This window comes from Nocardia sp. NBC_01327 (genome assembly GCF_035958815.1).
Lineage (GTDB): Bacteria > Actinomycetota > Actinomycetes > Mycobacteriales > Mycobacteriaceae > Nocardia.
Genome location: NZ_CP108383.1, coordinates 5,658,227 through 5,680,702, shown reverse-complemented (window position 1 = coordinate 5,680,702; position 22,476 = coordinate 5,658,227). Strand labels below are relative to the sequence as shown.

The 22,476-nt window shown below is 67.4% G+C and carries 14 protein-coding genes; 7 read left to right on the top strand and 7 right to left on the bottom strand.

What is annotated here, in order from left to right; all coding sequences use genetic code 11:
* Window positions 1–564 (top strand): adenylate kinase, encoded by a 564-nt coding sequence (locus OG326_RS26280; protein ID WP_327139787.1) that lies wholly within the window; start codon window positions 1–3, stop codon window positions 562–564.
* Between the two features lie 15 nt (window positions 565–579).
* On the opposite strand, the gene OG326_RS26275 is transcribed toward OG326_RS26280, so the two are convergent.
* Together OG326_RS26275 and OG326_RS26270 are read right to left on the bottom strand one after the other, a co-directional pair.
* Complete coding sequence (locus OG326_RS26275) at window positions 580–903, bottom strand: hypothetical protein (protein ID WP_327139786.1); 324 nt, start codon at window positions 901–903, stop codon at window positions 580–582.
* A gap of 37 nt (window positions 904–940) precedes the next feature.
* Complete coding sequence (locus tag OG326_RS26270; RefSeq protein ID WP_327139785.1) at window positions 941–1,597, bottom strand: DJ-1/PfpI family protein; 657 nt, start codon at window positions 1,595–1,597, stop codon at window positions 941–943.
* A 189-nt stretch (window positions 1,598–1,786) separates the two neighbouring features.
* Here OG326_RS26270 and OG326_RS26265 point away from each other — a divergent pair, with 189 nt between their 5' ends.
* From OG326_RS26265 to OG326_RS26255, 3 genes are all read left to right on the top strand, one after another.
* Window positions 1,787–2,725: a GlxA family transcriptional regulator gene (locus OG326_RS26265; protein WP_327139784.1), complete on the top strand. Its 939-nt coding sequence runs from the start codon at window positions 1,787–1,789 to the stop codon at window positions 2,723–2,725.
* A 107-nt stretch (window positions 2,726–2,832) separates the two neighbouring features.
* Window positions 2,833–3,411: an HdeD family acid-resistance protein gene (locus OG326_RS26260; protein WP_327139783.1), complete on the top strand. Its 579-nt coding sequence runs from the start codon at window positions 2,833–2,835 to the stop codon at window positions 3,409–3,411.
* Window positions 3,412–3,522: 111 nt separating this feature from the next.
* Entirely contained in the window at window positions 3,523–3,756 is a 234-nt protein-coding gene (locus OG326_RS26255; RefSeq protein ID WP_327139782.1) for a hypothetical protein, read from the top strand.
* A 14-nt stretch (window positions 3,757–3,770) separates the two neighbouring features.
* Here the strand turns inward: OG326_RS26255 and OG326_RS26250 are convergent, their stop codons facing one another.
* Entirely contained in the window at window positions 3,771–5,807 is a 2,037-nt protein-coding gene (locus OG326_RS26250; RefSeq protein WP_327139781.1) for an AMP-binding protein, read from the bottom strand.
* Window positions 5,808–6,072: 265 nt separating this feature from the next.
* Between OG326_RS26250 and OG326_RS26245 the strand changes: the two genes are divergently transcribed.
* The gene (locus tag OG326_RS26245) at window positions 6,073–7,128 is read left to right on the top strand and encodes an alpha/beta hydrolase (RefSeq protein ID WP_327139780.1); all 1,056 of its coding nucleotides are present in this window, start codon (window positions 6,073–6,075) and stop codon (window positions 7,126–7,128) included.
* On the opposite strand, the gene OG326_RS26240 is transcribed toward OG326_RS26245, so the two are convergent.
* Genes OG326_RS26240 through OG326_RS26230 form a run of 3 tightly spaced genes read right to left on the bottom strand, consistent with a single transcriptional unit; the run spans window position 7,122 to window position 16,242 of the window.
* Window positions 7,122–8,507: a condensation domain-containing protein gene (locus tag OG326_RS26240; RefSeq protein WP_327139779.1), complete on the bottom strand. Its 1,386-nt coding sequence runs from the start codon at window positions 8,505–8,507 to the stop codon at window positions 7,122–7,124. The genes OG326_RS26245 and OG326_RS26240 overlap by 7 nt on opposite strands.
* Window positions 8,504–9,928: an MFS transporter gene (locus OG326_RS26235; protein ID WP_327139778.1), complete on the bottom strand. Its 1,425-nt coding sequence runs from the start codon at window positions 9,926–9,928 to the stop codon at window positions 8,504–8,506. Before OG326_RS26235 ends, OG326_RS26240 begins: the two co-directional genes overlap by 4 nt.
* A complete protein-coding gene (locus OG326_RS26230; protein ID WP_327139777.1) occupies window positions 9,925–16,242 on the bottom strand; it encodes a type I polyketide synthase in 6,318 nt (2,105 codons plus the stop codon). Before OG326_RS26230 ends, OG326_RS26235 begins: the two co-directional genes overlap by 4 nt.
* Window positions 16,243–16,591: 349 nt before the next feature.
* On the opposite strand from OG326_RS26230, the gene OG326_RS26225 reads away from it, so the two are divergent.
* On the top strand, window positions 16,592–18,655 hold the full coding sequence (locus OG326_RS26225) for an MMPL family transporter (protein ID WP_327146588.1): 2,064 nt from the start codon (window positions 16,592–16,594) through the stop codon (window positions 18,653–18,655).
* Between the two features lie 204 nt (window positions 18,656–18,859).
* Window positions 18,860–20,101, top strand: a complete 1,242-nt coding sequence (locus OG326_RS26220) for a PucR family transcriptional regulator (protein WP_327139776.1) — start codon at window positions 18,860–18,862, stop codon at window positions 20,099–20,101.
* Window positions 20,102–20,915: 814 nt separating this feature from the next.
* Here the strand turns inward: OG326_RS26220 and OG326_RS26215 are convergent.
* Window positions 20,916–22,424 carry an HNH endonuclease signature motif containing protein gene (locus OG326_RS26215; protein ID WP_327139775.1) on the bottom strand — a complete coding sequence of 503 codons (1,509 nt, stop codon included), beginning with the start codon at window positions 22,422–22,424 and terminating at the stop codon, window positions 20,916–20,918.
* Window positions 22,425–22,476 lie beyond the last annotated feature (52 nt).

Genomic DNA, 22,476 nt, shown 5'->3' with positions numbered 1-22,476 from the left:
ATGCGATTGGTGATCCTGGGTCCCAATGGTTCCGGCAAAGGCACGCAGGCGGAGATGCTGAAGCGGGAACTCGGGGTGCCGCACATCTCGACCGGCGAGTTGTTCCGGGCGGCGATGCGGGACGGGACCCCGGTCGGGCTGGAGGCCGCCGCCATGGTGGCGGCCGGGGAGCTGGTGCCCGATGACCTGGTCCTGAAGATCCTCGGCGACCGTCTGGCCGAATCCGACGCGGCCGGTGGCTATATCCTCGACGGTTATCCACGGACCGGCGCCCAGGCCGGGGCGCTCGATGACCTGCTGGCCGCGGGCGATCGGGCACTCGACCGTGTCATCGAGCTCGCCGTATCCGATGACGTGATCATCGGCCGCTGCGAGATCCGCTTCGCCGCACAGCACCGCACAGACGACGATCCGGAAGTGGTCCGCGAGCGATTGGCCCTGTACCGCAACCACATTCCCGCCATCACCGCCCACTATGCCGACCGCGGCATCATGACCACGATCGACGGCATCGGGGAGACGACGGCAGTGTTCCAGCGCATTCTCGCCGCACTGCCCGCCTGATCCAGGCCGGCGCACTCAATCACCGGCGGCCGTTCGCCTGATCCCGGTGACGCCCGAGCGCGGCAGTCTCCCCGCTCGGGAGTGACCGGTCAGTTCGTCTCCGGCGGTGGTGACGTCGAAATCGAGATTGAGGCGAATGGGTGTGGTGACCGATTGGCGCCAGGTCACATGGGATCCGGCGGAGGTTTCCTCGATGGCGATATCGGTCACCGTGACGGTCTCGCCCTTGCCCGCGGCGGTGCCTCGCACCGTTCCTGCCGTCTCGGTGAACGTATAGACCACGGCGAGTGAGCCGATCGGTGTGCGAACTGTCAGATCCCAGGTGCCCAGGATGCTCATAGCGGGTTCTCCTCGTGAGTATTGTTGAACGGCAAGGTCATACGGTGACGGGGACGCGCCCGGTGGCGGTCCAGGTGGTGCCGCGCCGCTCGTATTCGAAGAGGGTCTCCACGGCGAGGCAGACGCGGGGGCCGTACGCGCGTTCCAGCAGGTGCAGCGCGAGATCGAGACCGGAGGTGACGCCGCCCGCGGTGACCAGGTCGCCGTCGTCCACGACTCGCGCGCGCACGACATTGACCCCGGTGGCCTCCAGCATGTCGGTGCCGAGCGTGTGGGTGGTGGCAGTGCGGCCCTCGAGCAGGCCCGCCATGGCCAGTCCGAGCGCGCCGCCGCAGACGGTCGCGACGACGATCGCGGGGTTGTCCAGGGCCAGCCGCATGAGCGGGACGAGGTCGGTCTCGCCCAGCCGTGCTAGCAGTACCGGGATGGTGTCGACGCCCGCGTCGGGATCGCAGTCGACCGGTCCCGATGCGCCGGGAACGATGATGTATCCGGGCTTCGCCGGATCGAGCTGGGCTGTCGCGTGCAGTACGAGTCCGCGGGTACCGCTGACCACGGCTCGGGCTCCCTCGGCGGAGACCAACTCCACGATCAGCTCACCGCCGACGGCGTCACTGCCGGCGGCGAGCACCTCGAACGGCGCGATCACATCCAGCGGGTCGAAGCCATCGAACAGAACGATTTGGGCATGCATGCGGCTCTCCTCCACTGTCCGGGCGGTGCTGCCGGACGCCGTCAATGCTGTCGCGGGCGAGCCGTATTCGCGAGTGGCTCGATTGCCACGATGCGGCCGAATTTTGCCAATGCCCGGAACATGAGAAAACAGTGCGGAAAGCGCAGGATCGCGGGATTAGCCGCAGGTGTCACACGCTAGGTTCTTGCCATGCACACCGTCGCTGTTCTGGCGCTGCCCGATACGATCGCCTTCGATCTGACGACCCCGATCGAGGTGTTCGGACGCGTAACGCTGGCCACGGGCAGGCCCGGGTACCGCGTCCTCGTGTGCGGGACCGAACCGGTCGTCACCGCCGGTCCGCTCGCATTGGCCACCGACCACGGGCTGGACGCGCTGCTGCGCGCCGACACCATCGTCGTGCCCGGCCGGAACAACCCTGCGGTCGCGACCCCGCCCGCCGCCGTGGCCGCACTCCGCGCGGCGGCGGCCGCGGGCACCCGGATCGCCTCCATCTGCGTCGGCGCCTTCACCGTCGCCGAAGCCGGCCTCCTCGACGGAAAACGCGCTACGACACACTGGTTCGCGGCCGAGCTCTTCCGCTCGGCGTTCCCCCGGGTCGATCTGGACCCCGATGTCCTCTACGTCGACAACGGTCAGATCCTCACCTCGGCCGGGGCGTCGGCCGGTCTGGATCTGTGCCTGCATCTGGTCCGCCGGGACTACGGAACGGCGGTGGCCGCCGAAGCCTCCCGACTCGCCGTCGCGCCGCTACATCGTGACGGCGGCCAAGCCCAATTCATCGTCCGCAATCGCCAGGCCGTGCACACCACCCTTGCACCGCTCCTGCACTGGATCGAGGAGAACGCCCACCGCGATCTCACCCTGGAGGATCTCGCCGCCCACGCCGCCACCAGCATTCGCACCCTCAACCGCCGCTTCCATGACGAGACCGGCCAGACACCCATGCAATGGCTCAACGTCACCCGCATCCGCCTCGCCCAGGAACTCCTCGAGACCACCGACTACGACGTCGAACGCATTGCCCGCAGAACCGGTTTCACCTCCGCGACCAACTTCCGCACCCAGTTCAAACGCCTCAGCGGCGTCGCACCCACCGCGTACCGCCGGACCTATCACGGCGGCTGAGGCGGTGCGGCCGGTGCCGCTCGCCGACCGGTCGGCAGATATGTCGCAATCACGCCGGTATCGCTGCACCACAATCTATTTCACCTGCGAGGAGCATCATGGCGAGCATGACTGCAACGCATTTGGCGGGACCGGCGCATCCGATGGCCCGGCACGCATGGAAATCCATTTTGATCACCGGTGTCGCGGCGGCGGTACTCGGTCTGCTGATTCTGGCGTGGCCCGGCCCCACGCTGGTGGTCGCCGGTGTGCTGCTGGGCGTCTACCTCGTGATATCCGGTGTGCTGCAACTGTTCGCGGCATTCGGCCCGCATGTCACCGCTGGGATGCGGGTGCTCGCCTTCCTCAGCGGCATCCTGTCGCTGATGCTGGGATTCTTCTGCTTCCGCAGCGTCTTCGAATCGGTGCTGCTGCTGGCCCTGTGGATCGGTATCGGCTGGCTGTTCCGCGGTGTCACGCTGCTCATCGCGGCGCTGTCGGATCCGGCGTCGCCGTCCCGCGTGTGGCAGGCGGTGTTCGGTCTTGTCATCGCCGCCGGTGGCGCGGTGCTGATCGTGTCGCCTTTCGACTCGATCAGCGTCCTCACCGTGCTCACGGGCTGGTGGCTCATCGTCATCGGGGTCATGGAGGCTTTCACGGCCTTTCAAGTCCGCAAGAGCACGGACGCCCCGCTACCCGCCGGCTGACCACCGTGCGCGCCGGTGACATCGCCCAGAATGCCGGGTGGCGTCGCTGTGACATGTCCGATGGAAATCCAGATCGGGGTGCGCGCGCGGAGTGAGTCCTACTGTCGGGTAATGAGGTACAGCGTCGACGTCATGGCATCCGAGTTCGTTGCGGATGCGCTGACTCATCGCGTTATCGTCTGCTTCGATCGGCCGGACCGGCCGCTGGTGCTGGAGTATGCCGCGACCCGTGCGGAAGCGTGGGAATTCGCGACTGCCGCAGCCCAGGTCGGTTTGACGGTCCGGGTGGACCGCCGGGTACGAAAAGAACTGCGGCAGTTGCCGTGTCGCCGACTCTGGCACTGACCGGCGGGACGGTGTCAGGCGGTCGGGGGATCGGCCAGCGCCCCGGTGAGCAGTCGCTTGAGGACCTTGCCGGTCTCGCCGCGGGGGAGCGCGGGGAGGAAGACGATATCGCGGGGAACGCTGAAGCGGCTCAGGCGATGGCGGATATAGGTGCGGACCATATCCGGATCCAGGCCTGAGCCTTCACGTTTGACGATATAGGCGGCCAGGCGCTGGCCGAACTCGTGATCCGGAACGCCGACCACGGCCACCTCGCTGATCTGCGGCAGATGGGCCAGGGCCTCCTCGACCGGGCGGGGGAAAACGTTCTCACCACCGGAGATGATCATCTCGTCGTCCCGGCCGGCGATGAACAGGCGGCCGGTCATATCGAGATACCCGAGATCGCCGGTGTCCAGCAGTCCGCCGGCCTCCTCGGGCGGCGGGCAGTTCACATAGCCGTCGAAGAGCATATGGTTGCCGACGTAGATCCGCCCGATCGCGCCGATGGCGACGGGTTTCCGATGGTCGTCCAGCACCGCGACCCTGGTGCCGAGCGGCGGCCGACCGGCCGTGGTCGGGGAGACCCGCAGATCCTCCGGAGTGGCGATGGTGGCCCAGGACACCTCGGTGGACCCGTAGGTGTTGTAGAGGATGTCGCCGAAAGCGTCCAGGAAGCGCAGCACGGTCGTACCGGTCAGTGGCGCACCGCAACTCGCGACTACGCGCAGGCTCGAGGTGTCGTATCGGGCGCGCACCGCGACGGGCAGATCGAGAATGCGCTGCACCATGGTCGGCACGACGATGAGGGAACTCACCCGGTGTTCGGCGACAAGCCGCAGGCAGTCCTCGGCGTCGAATCGTTCGGGCAGGACGACGGTGGCGCGCAGGGCGGTGCTCAACTGCAGCGCCGCCAGCCCCCAGGTGTGGAACAGCGGTGCGGGGATGAGCATGGTTTCGTTCATGCGCAGGGGAATTCGCGACAGCAGGGCGGCGATGGTGGCGAATCCCCGGGCATGCGGGCGGCGGGCGCCCTTCGGGGTGCCGCTGGTCCCCGAGGTGAGGACGATCAGCCGGCCCTTCCGGGCGGGTGCGCGGAACCTGGTGTGGCCCTGCGCTATCAGATCCTCCGTTGTCGTATGCCCGCCGGCCGGTGAATCGGTCCGGTAGCGGCGGATATCGGCGTGCAGGTAGTCGACCAGCGGTTCGAGATCCCCGTCCACGAACAGTGAGGTGAGCCGGTGCCGCTGCACGATGTCCTCGATCCGCCGTGCCGACAATCCGGCATTGAGTAGAATAACATCGACGCCGAGTTTGCCTGCGGCGACCATGGTTTCGATCATTCCGGCGTGATTGCGCGCGAGCAGCCCCACCGCCTCGCCGGGTCCGAGTCCGAGGCTCGCCATGGCGCCCGCGAGCGCCCGGCTGCGCTCGTGCATCTCACGGAATGTCCGAGACCCGTGACCGTCCACCACGGCGATCCGATCGGGTGCGTACCCGGCTGCCGCCGCATACCCGCCGGCCAGGTTGAAACCCCATCTGGCCAGGCCGCCCATCTGTTTCACCGCGCGCACCGGCCGCAGCGGGCGCACCACGCCGGTCGCCGCGATCTGCCCGGCCACCTGGGCGCGCCGCCGCAACGGACGGTCCTCGCCATTGACCACGACCGAAGTCTGCGCACCGGAGACCAATTCGAGCAGTCGCGCGAATCCGGCCTCGGTCCACTCGATCACCTCCGCATTCGACAGCGCCGCCACCGCGGGATGGATGCGGCCGACTCCGAAATAGGAGATGGTGAGCCGCGTCAGCTCCTCCCGCCTGCGCAGCCGCACGCTCACCAGGGCGCCGGTCTCGGTGCACCGCAGTTGCATGCCGCCGTGCCGATCGGGGTGGAAGGTCGCCCTGCGGGTATGCACCCCGGAGGTGATGGTGCCGATGCGCATCAACCAGGACAGCCCCTCGCCGAGGGTGTCCACCTGCTCGCAGGCGCCCACACCCGCGAAAATTCTCGGATACAGCTGCGGATCGATCAGGAGACCGCGGATCACTTCCGGTGCGACCGGCAAATCCACTGTCGTATCGAAGATTTCGGTAACCAATGTGCTTGCCGTTCTGACAAGTGCCGATATGAAGATCGGGACCGTTGCGGCCGCGTGCTTCGGCACGGGATACGACAGCGGATCCGAATCTGCACGCTAACAGTGGAATTCGATGGTCAGGGCGAATCCCGAGCAAGTTTGTGGTGAATACCAGTGCCGATGCGGTTGTGCTGGTCGGTTCTCCAGAGACTTCCGATCGGGCTGCGGCGCGACAATTTCCGGGCCTACGGTCGCCCGCATGGTTCGCGCGACCGCAGTACTGCTCGCCGCTGTGCTGATGGGCATGGGCGGATCTGCCGCGGCCGCTCCGCCGCCGGGGACCGATATCCCGATCCCGGCGCGAGCCATGGCCGCCGCCCGCCCGGCGTCCGATGGCGCACGGCTCGTCGCCGTGGCACAGGGACCGGGCCGGATCCTCGACCTGAGCGTGTACTCGGCGGCGATGGATCGCCTCGTACCGGTGGAAGTGCTCCCCGCGCCGGATGATTCACGCCCGGCGCCCACCCTCTATCTGCTCAACGGTGTGGACGGCGGCGCCGGCACCGGGCTGTGGAGCGACGGCAGCAACTGGCTGACCAAGACCGATGCCGAGCGCTTCTTCGCCGATAAGCAGGTCACCGTGGTGATCCCGATCGGCGGCGCGGGCAGTTTCTTCGCCGACTGGCGCGCGGACGACCCGGTCCTGGGCAGACAGCGCTGGAGCACCTTCCTCACCCAGGAGCTGCCGCCGATCATGGACACCGCATTCGGCGGCAGCGGGCGGAACGCCCTGGCGGGCCTGTCCATGGCGAGCTCGGCGGTATTCCGGCTGGCGCTGGCCGCACCGGGCCGCTACCGCGCCATCGGCTCCTACAGCGGCTGTGTGCGCACCAGCGATCCGGCTGGCCAGGTCATGGTGGATGCCATTGTGGCGTCCCAGCGCGGAGACCCGCTCAATCTGTGGGGGCCGCCCGCCGATCCCGCCTGGACCGCCAATGATCCGTATCTGCACGCGGAGCAGTTGCGTGGCACGGCGATCTACGTGTCCTCGGGCACGGGCGCGCCGGGTCCGCTCGATACGCTGGACGGTCCCGGTATCGGCGGCAGTCCGGGGAAGCTGGTCGATCAGCTCGTTCTCGGCGGCATTCTCGACGCCGTCACCGATGTGTGCACCAGGCAGCTGCGGGATCGCTTCCGGGACTTGGACATTCCCGCGGTCTTCGATCTGCGGTCGAGCGGCACCCACTCCTGGGGCTACTGGCAGGAGGATCTGCACAATTCCTGGCCGGTCTTCGCCGCCGCGCTCGATCAGTGAGCGGCGGCCTCGCGGAATACCGACTTCAGCACCGCCACATAGCGATCCACTGAGTCGTGCGCCACGGGGGTATCGGGATAGATCACGCTCAGCGACGTTCCCGAGGGCAGCCGGTTGATCCAGATGAGGACCTCCTCACTGGCCGCACGGTTGGCGTACACCCCGCCGCGAATCTCGTCGTAGACCTCGCTGCCGGCGAATTCGCGGGCGTCCACGTACGAGATCATCGGCGTCACCCAGCCGGGCGGCACCGCGATCCCGGTGTGGTCCGCCGCGAGTTCCAGCACACGATGGAACGATACCGAGGTCAGCCGCAAACCGCTCTCGTAGGCCCGCTGCGCACGGGTGACGGTGCGGGCGAACCCCGCGCTCGCGGCGACCGGGAAGGCGACGGGCACCAGTGTCACGTACCACCCGACCGAGGCCATTTCCGCCACGGAGCCGCGCGTGCTGATGGGCGTCATGCCGAAGTAGTAGTCACTGCCGGTGAGTTCACGCTCGGTGAGCGCGGCCACGGCGAAAATGCCCCCGGCGAATTCCGCGCCGCCCGCCTGGCAGGCCTGCTCGAAACGCTGCGCCCCGTCCTCGTCGAAGAGATCGACGGTGCGGTGTGCGCTGCGGTTGTAGCCGTCCAGCCGCTTGCCGAGATCCAAAGGGAACGAAGGCAATTCGCCGTCATTGCCGCGCACGAGTTCCAGCCACTTCCGCACGCCGGGTGTGGCGGCCGTCTGCTGGTCCGAACGCTCGCGCTCGCGTGCGCAGTAGTCGATGAAACTGGCCGGCCGCACCGGTGATTCGATTTCCGTGCCGGTCTCGCGGGCATACAGCTGCGCCAGATCGAAGCACGAGATGTATTGCGCGACACCGTCGGTGTGCAGATGATCGACCGCAAGGTAGAGCGTTGTCGACCCGTCGTGCTCGATCGCCCCGAAGCTGAAACAGTCCCATTGGAACGGGCCGGGAGTCGTCTTCTGAATGTGCTCGCGGATGCCCTCGGCATTGTCGATCTCGCCATTGTCCACGGCGACGAATTCGACGGCCTCCGCCGGAACCAGATGCCGCACCACCGCGCCGGTCGCCGAGAGGGCGAACCAGGTTCGAAAAGTATCGTGCCGCAGCAGAAAAGCATTGATCGCCCGCGTCATGGCCTGCCGGTCGAGGAGCTCGGGCACCTCGGCGGTCACCAGGCACAGTCCGGAGTACCGGAAGTCGGCCGCGGCATTGCGGCCGGCGGCGCGCAGATACTGCTCCTGCTGATGGGACGGCGGCGTCGGATGAACGGGGGCCTGCCCGGCCCGCGCTATCGATTCCGGGGACGCCACCCAGCTCAGCAGCCGCCCCGGAGCGGGCTCCCATTCGTCGATCAACCCGAAACTCACCACGGTGACACCCCCGTTCGCTCCGGCAGTGCCAGGGCCAGTGCGCCCAGGCACAGGGCCACCACCGCGATTGCCGCGAACATGGTGACGCTGCCGGCCAGCGTGTGTACCCGGAAGAAGACCGCGCTGAGCACCGCGAGCCCCAGTCCGTTGCCGATCTGCTCGATGGTCGGCAGCAGGCCCGAGGCGGCGTCCATCTGCTGCTGATCGAGCCGCGACAGCATGAGCGGCGGCAGCTGGACGCCGAACAATCCAACGCCCAGCCCGGACAGGAAGACCGGCCCCACCGCCAAGGGAAGCGAGACCGCGCCGGAGCTCACGTGCAGATAACCGGCCCCGATCGCGACACACACGCCGTACGCGGTGATTCCGGCCGCGAGCGTGCGAACTCCCCACCGCCGCAGCAGGATCGGTGAGACGAGCGCGCCCGCGCCCGCTCCCAGCGCGAACGGCGTCATCATCAGACCGGTCCGCCACGGGGAGAAGCGCAGCTCGTCCTGCAGCGTGATCGATACGGCGAAGACGAAAGCCGTGAACAGGCCGAAGAATACGGTGATCAGCACCGCGCCGATCGCGAAGCCGCGATCGGCGAACAGATCGAATCGCAGTAGCGGATTGCCGCCCTGCCCGGCCTTGCCGCGCTGCTGGGCGAAGAACACCGCCGCCCACAGCAGCGCCGCGATCAGCATGACGACCGTGCCTGCGCGCCAGCCGTTCTGCTGGGCATCGGCGAGCGCGGCGAGCAGCCCGAACAGCGCCACACTCGACAGCACCGCCCCGCCGAGATCGAGTCGCGTCCGCGTCGCCGGGCGTCCGAGTCGCAGATAACGCAGTGCCAGCACGAACGCGAGCACGCCGAGCGGCACGTTGAGCAGGAACACCGAATGCCAGCCCAGCCCCCAGGGATTCACGGTCAGCAGCGCGCCGCCCAGAATCGGCCCGAGCATGCCCGCGAATCCGGCGGTCGCGCCGTACATCGCGAATACCTGCCCGTGCCGGTCGCGCGGGAAGATGGCCGTCAGGATCGCGATGGTCTGCGCCGCCATGCCCGCCCCCGCAATGCCCTGCACCACTCGCGCGGCCACGAGTTCGCCTGCACTGCTGGATATTCCGCACCACACCGAGGCCGCCGTGAACGCCGCCACCGAGACCAGGAATACCGCGCGCCGACCGGCCAGCTCACCGATGCGGGCCGCGGTCAGCAGTGTGCAGGCGAAGGCCAGCGAATACGCCGACACCACCAGCAATTGCGCCTGCCGGGACGCGCCCAGGTCCGCGGTCAGGCTCGGCAGAGCGGTGTTCACGATGGTCACATCGATCATCTGCATGAAGACCGCGATCAAGCAGCCGCCGAAGGCGATCCACGCGCCCGCCGCACCGCCCGCCCGCTCCTCCGGTGGGCGCGCGGCGGTCTCGGTCACAGCCGCGCCCCGATCGGCTCGCCGGTGGCGAGAATCAGTTCGGCCACCTTCGGCCCGGCCTGCTGCAGGCTGAACGAACGCCCCATCTGCAAGGCCATCAGCTCGATGCCGAGCTGCTTGCCCACCCGGGCGCCGAATTCGACGGCCATGAGCGAATCGAGGCCGAGCTCGGGCACCGGAACGGTCAGATCGATCGATTCCGGCGCCACGCCCATCACCACCGCCAGCTGATCGGCGAGCATGCGCGCCACGGCCTGCCCGCGCTTGCCCTCCTCGAGGCCGTTGAGCTCGGACTTCAATTGGGCCAGCGCCGAATTGTCCTGCACCGAGGACGCCACCAGCGCGGCCAGCCGTCCGGTCCGTGCCATCTGCGGGAAGGCGGCGGTGAGCTTGCCCCAGTCGGTGGGAATGATCGCCGCCCGGGTCACCCCGAGTCGCAGCGACTGCTCCAGATACGCGGTACCGTCCGCCATATCGATCGGCGCGAAGCCGACCAGGTCGAGATATTTCGACACCTTGTCCTCGGCCGCCATACCGCCGGTCGCGCCGGACATATGACCCCAGCCGAGGCATATCGCCGGTATGCCCGCGCGGGCCCACCGCTCGGCCAGCGCCTCCACCGCCACATTGGCCGCGCAGTAGTTGTACTGGCCGAAGATGCCGAACATGGATCCGCCGGAGGAGTACAGCACGAACATGTCGAGCGTGATGCCCGCCTCGGTCACCGCCCGGTGCAGGGCCCGCGCCCCGTGCACCTTGGGCCGATAGACCCGGGTCAACTGCTCGAGGTTCATTGCCGCAATCCTGTTGTCGGACACCGCGCCTGCCGTATGGAAGATGCCGCGCAGCGGATAGTCGGCGGTATGTGCCCGCGCGACAACGGCCGCGACCGCGTCGGCATCGGTGACGTCGGCCGATTCCTCGGCGACGCGCACACCCAGCGCCCGCCAGGCCGCGATCTGCTGGCGGGCCGCCGCCGTGGCCGCTCCGCTGCGGCCCACCAGTACCAGCCGCTGCGCACCCTTGCTGACCAGCCAGCGCCCGGTGGCCAGGCCGAAACCGCCGAAGCCCCCGGTAATGAGATACGTTGCCGTGGGGCCGATCTCGACCTCCGGCAGCAGCGGCCGCACCGGCGGGGCGGGCGAATCCATTCGCAGGGCCACGCGCGCCGACCGCGTGGACCGAATGACCTCGTCGAAAGCCTGTGCCACCTCATGGGTTTCGAACAGCTCGTACGGCAGTGCCCGGTAGACGCCGGTCTCCATCTTGTCGTAGACCCGGCGCAGCAGCTCCGCCAGCTGCAGCGGGCGGACGGCGCACATGCGATCCAGATCGACGGAGAAGTAGCTCAGATTCTTGTCGAAATTGGCCAGTTCCAGCAGTCCGCCGGTGTAGATGTCGGCCTTGCCGATCTCGACTATCCTGCCGAATTCGGCCACCGCCTGGAAGTTCTGGCGCAGCATCTCACCGGGTGCGGTGCTGAGCACCACCTCGGCGCCCGCGCCGTCGGTGAGCGCCAGGACATCGTCGGCGAAGTTCAGCGAGCGCGAGGCGAGGGCATGATCCGCGCCGAGGGCGAGGATATGGGCCCGCCGCTCATCGGTGCTCGCCGTGCCGATGATGCGCGCCCCCAGCGCCTTCGCGACCTGGATGGCGGCCGAGCCCACCCCGCCCGCGGCGCCGTGGATCAGCACTGTCTCGCCCTTCAGCAGCCGCGCCAGATCGTGCAGCGCGTACTCGGCGGTGCCGAATGAGGTGGTGCTGGTGCACAATTCGGGCTGCGCACCGAGCGGCAGCCGGATCGCCAGGCGCTCGTTCACGATCCGGAACCGGCGCATCATGTCCTTGGCGGCCACGGCCACCTGATCGCCGATCACAAGTCCGGTGACACCCCGGCCGACTCGCTCGACGGTGCCCACGCCCTCCATACCCGGCTTGGTGCCGAAAAATGTTGCGGCCAGCTCTCTTTCCCCGAGGATGCCCATCACCTTGAGCGGATCCTTGTAGTTGAGCCCGATCACCCGCATGCGCACCTCGACCTCGCCGGGCCCGGGGTCCGGCCGTGGGCAGCCGCGCCACGCCAGTGCCGACAGCAGCCGTGACCGCGGCACCTCGAGTCCGAACGCGGCGTCCGGATCAGCCAGCGGCGCAGCGGTATCCAGGGCGTCGACACGCTGTTGCAGCGGGCGGGTCACCACGGGAGCCCAGCGCTTGCCGGCGCGCAGCAGCACCTCGTCGGAGTCGTCGAGTGAGAACGCGCCCGGCACCGACAGCTCGGTGATCAAATCGATGAGCGGAATGCCGGGCTCGGTATCGATCAGCCGCCAGCGCAGTCGCAGTTGCTCGTTGAGCAGGACCCGCCGCGCCCCGGCGAGCGCGGCATGCGCCGAGTTCGGCGCCACCGGACTGGCGGGCAGTGTGAACGCGCTCTCGGTGACGAGGGTGGCGTAGCAGGGGCCGTCCCCGGCGGACAGCGCCTCGCCGGTGTCGTTCGCGGCGGCGAATTCCTCGACGGTGACGGCGATTCGCTTGAGCGTCCAGAGCGCCGCGATATCGTCGGGCACCGCGCCGGCGACCACGCAGACGTGCACCTGCCGCACACCGGGTTCCGCGGCGGCGGCGACCAATTGTTCTGTGAGGTCGGCCTCGAGCGTCTCGTCCTCGGGTTCGGCGGGCAGATATCGGGAGTGGAGCAGGACCGAGGCCAGCCGTTCGGCGCGCGGCGGCCGTCCCAGGCCCACCACGATCGTGCAGGTCGTCTCCGCGGTGCGCAGGGCGCTCGGATCGATCCGGTCGCGCTGCTCCATGGTGTCGGCGTAGAAGAAGTCGACCATGCGGTGCAGTGGACCCGCCCCGGGGCTGAGCGCACCGATGCGCACGCCGACCAATTGCAGGCACAGGTTCCGGTCGCCGTCCAGCAGATCCACATGGGCGCGCAGCGCGGACGAGGGATCGCGGCGGGTGACCACGGTGACCTGTTCCGGCAGTGGGCCGTACAGCCGGACCCCGTCCACCCCGACCGGCACCATGGCGCCCTCGCCGAGACTCGCGTCGGCGAACAGCAGCGCGACGGTCTGCATGGCCGCGTCCACCACCGCCGGGTGTGCGAGATGCCCGGAGCCGGTGACGATGGTGCCGTCGACGGTGGCGACCACGGCATCGGCGCTGGCCCGCACGGAGGTCACCCGCCGGAAGGCCGGACCGTACTGCAGGCCGCGGGCCGCCAGTGCGGCATAGAACAGTTCGGGATCGAGCTCCACCTCGGAATCTATATGGGGTGGTTCGATTTTGGATGATTCATAGCTGCCGGTGAGCAGGCGTCCGGTCGCGTTCACGGTCCACACCGATCCGGTCGCGCTGCGGGATCGAATCAGGAATCGGCCGCTGGAATCCTCGATGCTGGTCTCCAGCAGCGGCACATCGGGCCCGGCCATGATCAGCGGAGCGACGAAGCGCACATTGTCCAGGGCCACCCGGGTGCCGCCCTGCCTGCTCGCGGCCGCGCTGAGCGCCGCATCCAGATATGCTGCGCCGGGCAGGATTCGGGTACCCGCGACCACGTGGTCGGCGACCCACGGCAGATTCTCGGACCCGATCTGCAGCAACCATCCGGGCCTGCCCTCCAGATCCGGATCGCCGAGCATGACGTGACCGCCCGGCGTGCCCATCCGCATCTGTTCGAAAAGCGGTAGCGCGGAATGCAATCGGGTGCGCTGCCACGGATAGCGGGGGAGTGGGAGATGCGGCGTGGGTGGCCGATCGGCCGGGAACAGGACCTCGGTATCGAGGACCCCGGCACTGTAGAGACCGATCAGGGTCTGCCGCAGACTCACCGAATCTGGTTGCTTGCGATCGAGAGTCGCCACGGTGACCCCGGTATCGCCGGCGCCCAGGAGCAGTTCCCGGATATTGCCCGACAGCACCGGATGCGGGCCGATCTCCAGGAATACCTGACTGTCGGCGGCGATGAGCGCGCTGATCGCCGCCGAAAAACGCACCGGCTGGCGAACATTGGCGCACCAGTACTCGGCGTCCCAGCTCGCGGCGGTCACCGCCTCACCGGTCACGGTCGAGTAGAGCGGCAGGACGGGTCGCCGAACTGTCAGCTGGGCCAGGGCGGTTCGCAATTCCGCGAGGATCGGGTCCATCAATCGGCTGTGATAGGGCACCTCCACGCGCAGGCGGCGGGCGAAAATACCGTCGTCGGTGAGTTGTTCGGCGATCTCGTCGAGCCGGTCCACTTCGCCGGAGAGGGTGAGCGAACCGGCGCTGTTGATCGCCGCGATGTCCACGCGCGGATCATTGTCGACGAGCGCGTGCGCCTGTTCGGCGGTGAGCCCGACCGCGAGCATGCCGCCCGATCCGGCCGTGGTGGCCTGCAACCTGGCCCGGTGATAGGCGACCGTCACGGCGTCCTCGAGCGAAAGTACCCCCGCCACATAGGCCGCCGACACCTCACCGACGCTGTGCCCCACAATGGCGGCGGGCGCGATGCCGAACTCGGCCAGTGCGGCCACCAGCGCCACCTGGACGAGGAAATTGGCAGGCTGCGCGATCTCGGTGGCACTCATCCGCGACTGTGCTTCGGGCCGCAGCAGCTCCTCGATGATCGACCGGCCCGATACTGCCCGGAACGCGGTATCCACCTGTCGCGCCGTGGCCGCGAATATGCCTTCGGCACACAGCAGTTCGCGTGCCATGCCCCACCACTGCGGACCCATGCCGGAGAAGACGAATACCGGCTCGGCGACGCGATGCGCGACGGTGCGCACCGCGTCCCGGCCGTCACCCGCGCCGTAGCGGCGCAGATCCCGCACCAGGTCGTCCCCGACGAGCACCCCGGTGCGGAAGGAATGATGCGCCATCCGCGTCCACGCCGCCTCCGCGAGGTGGCCCGGATCGGCGCCGCCGGCCAGCAGATCGGCGAAGCGGCCCGCCAGTTCGCGTACCGCCGCCGGGCTGCGGCCGGAGATCGGCAGCACCCCGAAGTGCCGGGGCGCGACCGGAGTTGTGGCCGCCTCGGCCGGGAACTCCTGCATGATCACGTGCGCGTTGGTGCCGCCGTAGCCGAAACCGTTGACGGCGATGGTCATTCGCTCGACCTCCGGGCCGACCCACTCGGGGTCGAGCTGGACGTGCAGGTTCAGATACGCGAAGGGGATGTCCGGATGGGCGGTCTCGAACCAGCCCTGCGGCGGTATCGTTCGATGTCGCAGTGCGAGTGCGGATTTGATGATGCTGGCGACACCGGAGGCGGCCTCGGTGTGGCCGAGCGTGGCCTTGAGCGACCCGACGCCGAGTGTGCTGGTACGGCCCGGCGCCACGCCGTAGACGCTGCCCAGCGCCCGCAGTTCGATCGGGTCGCCGACCGGTGTCCCGGTGCCGTGTGCTTCCACGTAGGTGATGTCCTCCGGCGCCAATCCCGCACGGGCGCAGACGGTTCGGGCCAGGGCCTCCTGCGAGGTCGCATTGGGCACCGTAATGGCGGTGGTGCGCCCGTCCTGGTTGGTGCCGCTCGCCTTGATCACCGCGTAGATGCGATCATCGTCGCGCACCGCGTCACTCAGCCGCTTGAGCACGACCATGCCGCCGCCCTCGCCGCGCCCGTATCCGTCACCGGCGGCGTCGAAGGATTTGCAGCGGCCGTCCGCGGCCAGGAATCCGCCCTTGCACATCATCACGAACGTCTCCGGCTGCAGCATGACGTTCACCCCGCCCGCCAGCGCGACCGTGCAATCACCGCGCTCGAGGGACTGACACGCCAGATCCACGGCGACCAGGGAGGACGAGCACGCCGTATCCACCGTGAGCGCGGGGCCGGTCAGGTTGAGCGCGTACGCAATTCGATTCGACAGCATGGTGTAGGACGCGCTGGCGGCGGTGTGCATGTCGACATGCGGCAGCGCGGGGCCGACCACGCCGACCACCGACTGGTCGACCACGAACCCGCCGACGTACACCCCGACCGCCGCCCCCGAGGCGCGCCCGGCCACACCCGCATCGTCGAGCGCCTCCCAGGTGACCTCGAGCAGTAACCGCTGCTGCGGATCGAGTCCGACGGCCTCGCGCCGGGAGATGCCGAAGAAATCGGGATCGAACTCCCACGGATCGGTGGTCAGGAACGCCCCGCGCTTGGTGTAACTGCGCGCGGGTGTGCGCCGGTCCGGGTCGTACCAGCGCCGATAATCCCACCTGGTTGCCGGAATATCGACGACCGCGTCCCGCTTGTCGACAACGAATTCCCAGAAACTCTCCGGTGAATCGATTCCGCCGGCATAACGGCAGCCGATACCGACGACGGCGATATCCGACATGCGTTTCCTCCCGAATTGTGGCACCGCCGTTCGCCCGAGGGGACAGCGGAAGAATCGCCCAGCTGTGCACGGTTTCGTTTACCCGATGCGCCGGTGCAGGGTTGTGGGCCGATAGTACGTGCGCTGCCAGGGATTTCGTCCGCCGGAATTCGAACGTTGATCCAGGGCACAAAGGCCGGTGACTCCGACTGTGAGCGGCCACGAATCGCCTGTTGCGGGAATTCATCCGGTCGTGATCGGCCGTAGCATCGGCACGCGATTCGAACGACGCTGGGAGTGGCCATTGTTCATCGGCTTCGCACGCTGGGGAGAATTCGTGGTCCGGCGGCGTTTTCTGGTGCTCGGTGTCATGGTCGCCGGGCTGCTCGCGCTCGGCGGGTACGGCCTCGGGCTGCCGGATCATCTGAGTTCGGGCGGCTGGGACGATCCGGGATCGGAATCGGTGCGGGCGATGAGCCTGCGGAATCAGGCCTTCGGCCGGGATCACACCGGCGATGTGATTCTGCTGTTCCGGGCTCCGACCGGTAGGACGATCGATGACCCGGACTTCTCACGGACCGTCACGGGCTATCTCAACAGCCTGCCGCAGCGCCATCCGGAGGAGATCGCCAAGATCAACGGTGCGTACTGGCCCACCGAAACCGGTGTGGCGCAACGGTCGATCTTCGGCACGGGCGACCGGCGTGCGGCCTTCGCCTCCGTCGCGATCGCGGGCGAGGACGACACCGCGCTCATCCGCAATTTCCACCGGGTCGCCGACGCCTTCCGGCTGCCGGGGGTCGATATGGAGGTCGCGGGCGGACAGGCCGTCGGTGCGGCACTGACGGACACCATGACCGATGACCAGCGGCGGATGGAATTGCTTGCCATCCCGGCGGTGGCGGTGCTGCTGTTCTTCCTCTTCGGCGGGGTCGTGGCGGCGGCACTGCCACTGTTCGCGGGCGGCCTCACCGTGCTCGCCGCCTGGGGCGTGCTGCGTGTGCTCACCTCGGTGGTCGCGGTGAATTCCTTTGCTTCCCCGGTGGTTTCGATGATCGGGCTCGGCCTTGCGGTGGACTACGGATTGTTCATCGTGAGCCGCTTCCGCGAGGAGCTGGCGGGCGGATGTGAGGTGCAGGACGCGGTGCGGCGCTCGGTATCGACCGCCGGGCGCACCGTGGTGTTCTCCGCGATCATCGTCATTGTCGCGAGCAGCGGTGTCCTGCTGTTTCCGCAGAACTTTTTGCGCTCGTTCGCCTACGGCGCGATGGTGACCGTCGCCCTGGCCGCGCTCACCGCGGTGACCGTGCTACCCGCGCTGCTGAGTGTCCTCGGCCGCCGAGTGGACCTGCTCGGGGTGCGCTGGTTCCGGGCGACCGGGCCGCGCTCCGGAGCGCTGTGGCACCGCGTCATCGGATGTGTCGTGAAACATCCACTCGCCGTGCTGATTCCGGTGTGCGCGGGTTTGCTGCTGCTCATCGCACCGGTCGCGGATATCAGGTTCGGCGGTGTGAGTGAACTCTTCCTGCCGCCACAGCATCCCACCCGCGTTGCCCAGCAGCATTTCGACGAACTGTTTCCGCTGCGGCGGATCGATCCGGTGCAGTTGATCATTCGCACGGGTGATCCACGCGACGCCGGCACGGTGTGGGACCAGGCGAACCACGCACCCGGCCTGGCGGCTCACTTCGGAGTGCCCCGGCGCAGTGGTACCGAGCCGGATGTCTTCACCACGGAGGCGCCCCTACTCGATCCGCACGATGCGGCGGCCACCATCGACAGCCTGCGCTCGATAGCCGCACCGCCAGGTACGACGGTGCTGGTCGGTGGATCACCGGCTGTTCAGCGCGATAGTCTTCGGACGCTGATGGACCGTATGCCGTTGATGCTCCTGCTGGTGCTGTCGGCGACCACTGTGCTCATGTTCCTGGCGTTCGGCTCGCTGGTCTTGCCGCTCAAGGCGGCGGTGCTCAACCTGCTCGGTCTCGGTGCCACACTGGGGATTCTGACCTGGGTCTTCGTCGACGGGCATGGCGCGCAGGCCTTGAACTTCACGCCACAGCCGATCATGTCGCTCATCCTGGTGGTGGTTGTCGCCGTAATCTACGGTCTGTCCACCGATTACGAGGTCTTCCTGCTCTCGCGCATCGCCGAGGCGCGGGCGGAGGGCGCGTCCACCACCGAGGCGGTGCGGATCGGCACCGTGCGCACCGGCCGGATCATTACCGCGGCCGCGGCGATCCTGCTGGTTGTGGTCGGCGCGTTCGCCTTCTCCGATCTGCTGATGATGCAGTACATCGCCTACGGCATGATCGCCGCGCTGTTCCTGGATGCGACCGTGCTGCGGATTCTGCTGGTGCCGGCGGCCATGACGCTGCTCGGTGATCGGTGCTGGTGGGCGCCGAAGTGGCTGCGGCGCGGCAGTAATAGCTGAAGTAAAAGCTGAGTAGTTCTTGCCATCAGCCGCTGGCGCATAGGGCCAGACTGGTGCATTCACCCCATTTTGCCCAGGCCATCACCATGATTCGCGGTCGATCATCGTTCGGATCGAAAGGGAGTAGAAGGTGAGCTGATCTTCACTTTAGAGTTCGAACTCCACCGTGAACGTGCGGTAGATCACCTCGGAAGGGAGTCGACGATGACAACCGACGAAGCGCTTCGAGCGGGCCTGACGGTTTCCGGTAAGCCGATGTCCGGCCCGCTGCAAGACGTCGGGACCGTATCTCAGCAGCTGGTAGGACATTTCATCGACAATGTGATCCCGTGCGGGACCCTGCCCGGTGATGTCATCTCCGGTGACGTCACCAGTGTCACCCGGGTCTGTCTGGAATTGGCCGTGAGCATGCTCGACGGTCAGGACATTCCGGCGAAGGCCGGGCGGCTGTCGGAGGCCGCGGCCGGATGGTCGCGTGAGGGGGTGCCGATCGAAACGATCCTGCACTCCATTCACGAGGGGTTCAAATTCGGCATGGACCTCATCGCCTCCGGTGCGACGGCCCAGGATTACACCAATCTGATGGACGGCGCGAAGCTGGTGGTGGAGCTGCTGGACACCATCAGCGCGACAGTCGCCCGCGCCTACGTGCGCGAACACAAGGCGGTGGTCAGCGAGCACCACAGCGCGGTGCACACTCTCACCTCCGCGCTGCTCGGCGGGCACCCCACCTCGACGATGGCCCGCGAATGCGGTATCGACATCGCCGCCGAGTATTGCGTTCTGGCACTGGATATTCCGGAGCATCCCGATGAGCGCCACCCCATGCTCGACGGCAAGGTGGTCGCCCGCCGCAAACTGCGCCGCCTGCAAGCTGAACTGGCCACCCGCTGCGGCGAAACCGCGCTGGCATTGCTGAGCGTGGACGGCGGGACAATTCTCGTCCCCGCGACTGCGCCGATCGCGGATCGACTGGACGAATTGCTCGCCCATTTGTCGGCAGCAGCACGAATTCCCGTCACCGCCACAGTGGTAATTGCCTCCCCGGTCGATGTGCCCTCCGCCGCCGACCGCGCACACGAACTACTGGATATGGTCCAACGCCTGGAATGCGTAGCCGGCCTGTACCGCTTCGCCGACATGGCACTGGAATATCAACTGACCCGCCCCGGCCCAGGCCGAGAATCCCTAGGCGCACTCCTGGACCCCCTCGACGCCCACCCCGAACTACTACACACCCTCCGCTGCCACATAAGCACCAACCTCAACCGCCAACGCACCGCCCGCCAAATGCACATCCACACCAACACCGTCGACTACCGAATCAAACGCATCTGCCAACTAACAGGTTTCGACCCCACCGCCACCTCCGGCCTCTGGCAACTCCGCGCCGCCCTAATAGCCCGCACCTTCGGCGACCACACCGACACCCACCGAAGCGCATAAACAATCCCCACCCTCATATTTTCGTCCTTCGTATTTCGTCTTTCGTCTCGAGAACGGGACCACAGCCGGTCGACCGAGCTGGTACCGCAGGTATCTCTCCCAACTGCGGGAGGTAAATCGGGTACCCCACCCGACGTGCCCAGCACGGCCATCTCGGGCTTTGCCCGCACCCCGTGCTGACCAACCCTGCCCGGGAGGCAAGAAACCCAGGTGCACCGACCGTTTCGGCATAGAAACCGTCGGCCACTGGGGATCGAACAGCGGGTCTCTCAGCGGCACAACGGTTATCGGGTCTGTGCCGTGCGGATACCTGCTGTGCGGTCGGAGAGAAGAGTTGTGCGGTGCCCGCTTCGGGGGATTCGAGGCCGAGACAAGCCGGTGCACCTGGGTTGCGTGCGTCCAGGAGCGGTGTTGGGTCACGGGGTGCGGGCAGGGCCCGAGATGGCCGTGCTGGTGGCGTCGGGTGGGGTACCCGATTTACCTTCCGCAGTTGGGAGGTACCTGCGGTACCGGCTCGGTCGACCGGCTGTGGTCCGGTTTCAGAGACAAACACGAAAAGACGAAGAGCGAAAAGAAGAAAGATGCCTGGAACACAGGGATCGAAGATCAAGAACCCGAAAGACCAAGTCGGGCAACGGCCTGCAGCAGGGCGGGATCGGCCTGACTGTGAGGGAGTTGGGCGGGAAGCCCTTTTGTCGCGGCCGAGGTGTCATGGTTCGGGTTCCGAAGGCGAGCCGGTCTCGAAACACCCCGATAGGCAACGACCTGTAGCACCGACAGGATCAACCTGTCGGTGACACGAGGGGCGGGAAACCTATTGTCGCGGTGGCGGTGGGGCGACCCGGCGCAGCACCCGGTACCGCACCGGGGACAACCCCCAGGCACGACACACCCGGCCAGGCCGCAGCGACGGCGGAGCCTCCGACATCAACTCGGCCGGGTGATGCAGATGATTGACCTGCGGAGTCCCACTCGGATCCACATGCGCGGGCGCGATCCACGCCGTACGACCCGGGAAGTCCGAATCCGCACCGAGTTTGATCGTCTTCCACCCGCGCGGGCCGCCCTTGACCAAGGCATGGCAGTGATCGCACGCCAATGTCAGGTTCTCGATATCGGTGCGCCCACCCTTGCAGAACTCGGTCACATGATGCACCGCCGCCATACTCGCCGGAGCAGAGCAACCCGGGCGGGTGCAGCCGCGCTCGGTGGCGATCAACGCCAACCGTTGTGCCGGATTCGCCAGGCGCGCTTCGCCCAGGTGCAACGGCATGCCGTCCTTGTTCTTCACCAACACGAACGTCTTGGACCGGCGGGCCACCAACTTCAACGCCTCGGGAACAGGCACCGTGCCACCGGTCGCGGTGGTAGCCACCCCGGCGACGCGTTCCACGTCATCGATGCTCATGGTGAGGATCGTCGAGACGGGCAGCCCGCGGTGCGAGCCGAGCTTGGCGGGGTTGAAGTCCGGGTGCAGCACCGCCAGCAACGCATCGTGCTGGCGTTGGACCTTGGTGCGTTCGTCGCGGGCGGCGCAGGCTTCGAGTACGTCCCGGGGGATCGGGTTGTCCTCGTCCTCGGCCCACGGGCTTTCCTTGTCGGCGGGGTTGCACATCCCCGGACGCGCGAGCTTGGCCATGACCGCATCGAAGGCCCCACGCGCATCAGGGGTGAGTTCGACGGTGAGGGTGGACATCAGGTCGTACCGTTGCGGACTCGCACTCGCGCTGCGCAACCGTTGGCGGTCATCGTCATCGGTGAGTTTGCCGTCGGGGTCGAGGTAACCCAGGATCCGCTCCCCGATCCGCGGCAGATGCGTCGGATCCAGAGCACGCGCCTGCCGGGCCAGTTCTTCTTCGGCGTACGCACGGGCCTCGGCCGGGATTTTGCTGGGCAGCCGGTTCATCACCTGCCGGATCACCCGCACATGATCGAGGGAGATCGCACCGTCGTCCAAAGCCTGGGCGGAACACGGCAGTACCGGGGCCGCGTCGGGTTCGTCACCGACGCGATGCCAGACGGCGAGGTCTTCGGCGGTGCGCCACCGGTTGATCGCATCCCCGTGCGAGATATGCAGCACCGCTTGCAAATACAGTGCCGGGCTCCCGGACCCGTTCTTGGTAGGCAACGACCGGGCACAGGCTTGCACGATCAGGTCCCGCTGCACCGACGCCAACCGGCGGGTGCTGGTTTCGATCTGCTGCATCAACGCGACAATGTCGGTGTCGGGCAACGGAATCAACGACAGGGTGGTGAGGGAATCGACCGCCGCGACCAGTGCTTGCGCACCGGTCGCGATTGCGGTTTCTTCCCTTGATTCCATGCCTTTATTCTACCGCTGGAAAACAGACCACGAAAGGTTAATTGTATTGTGA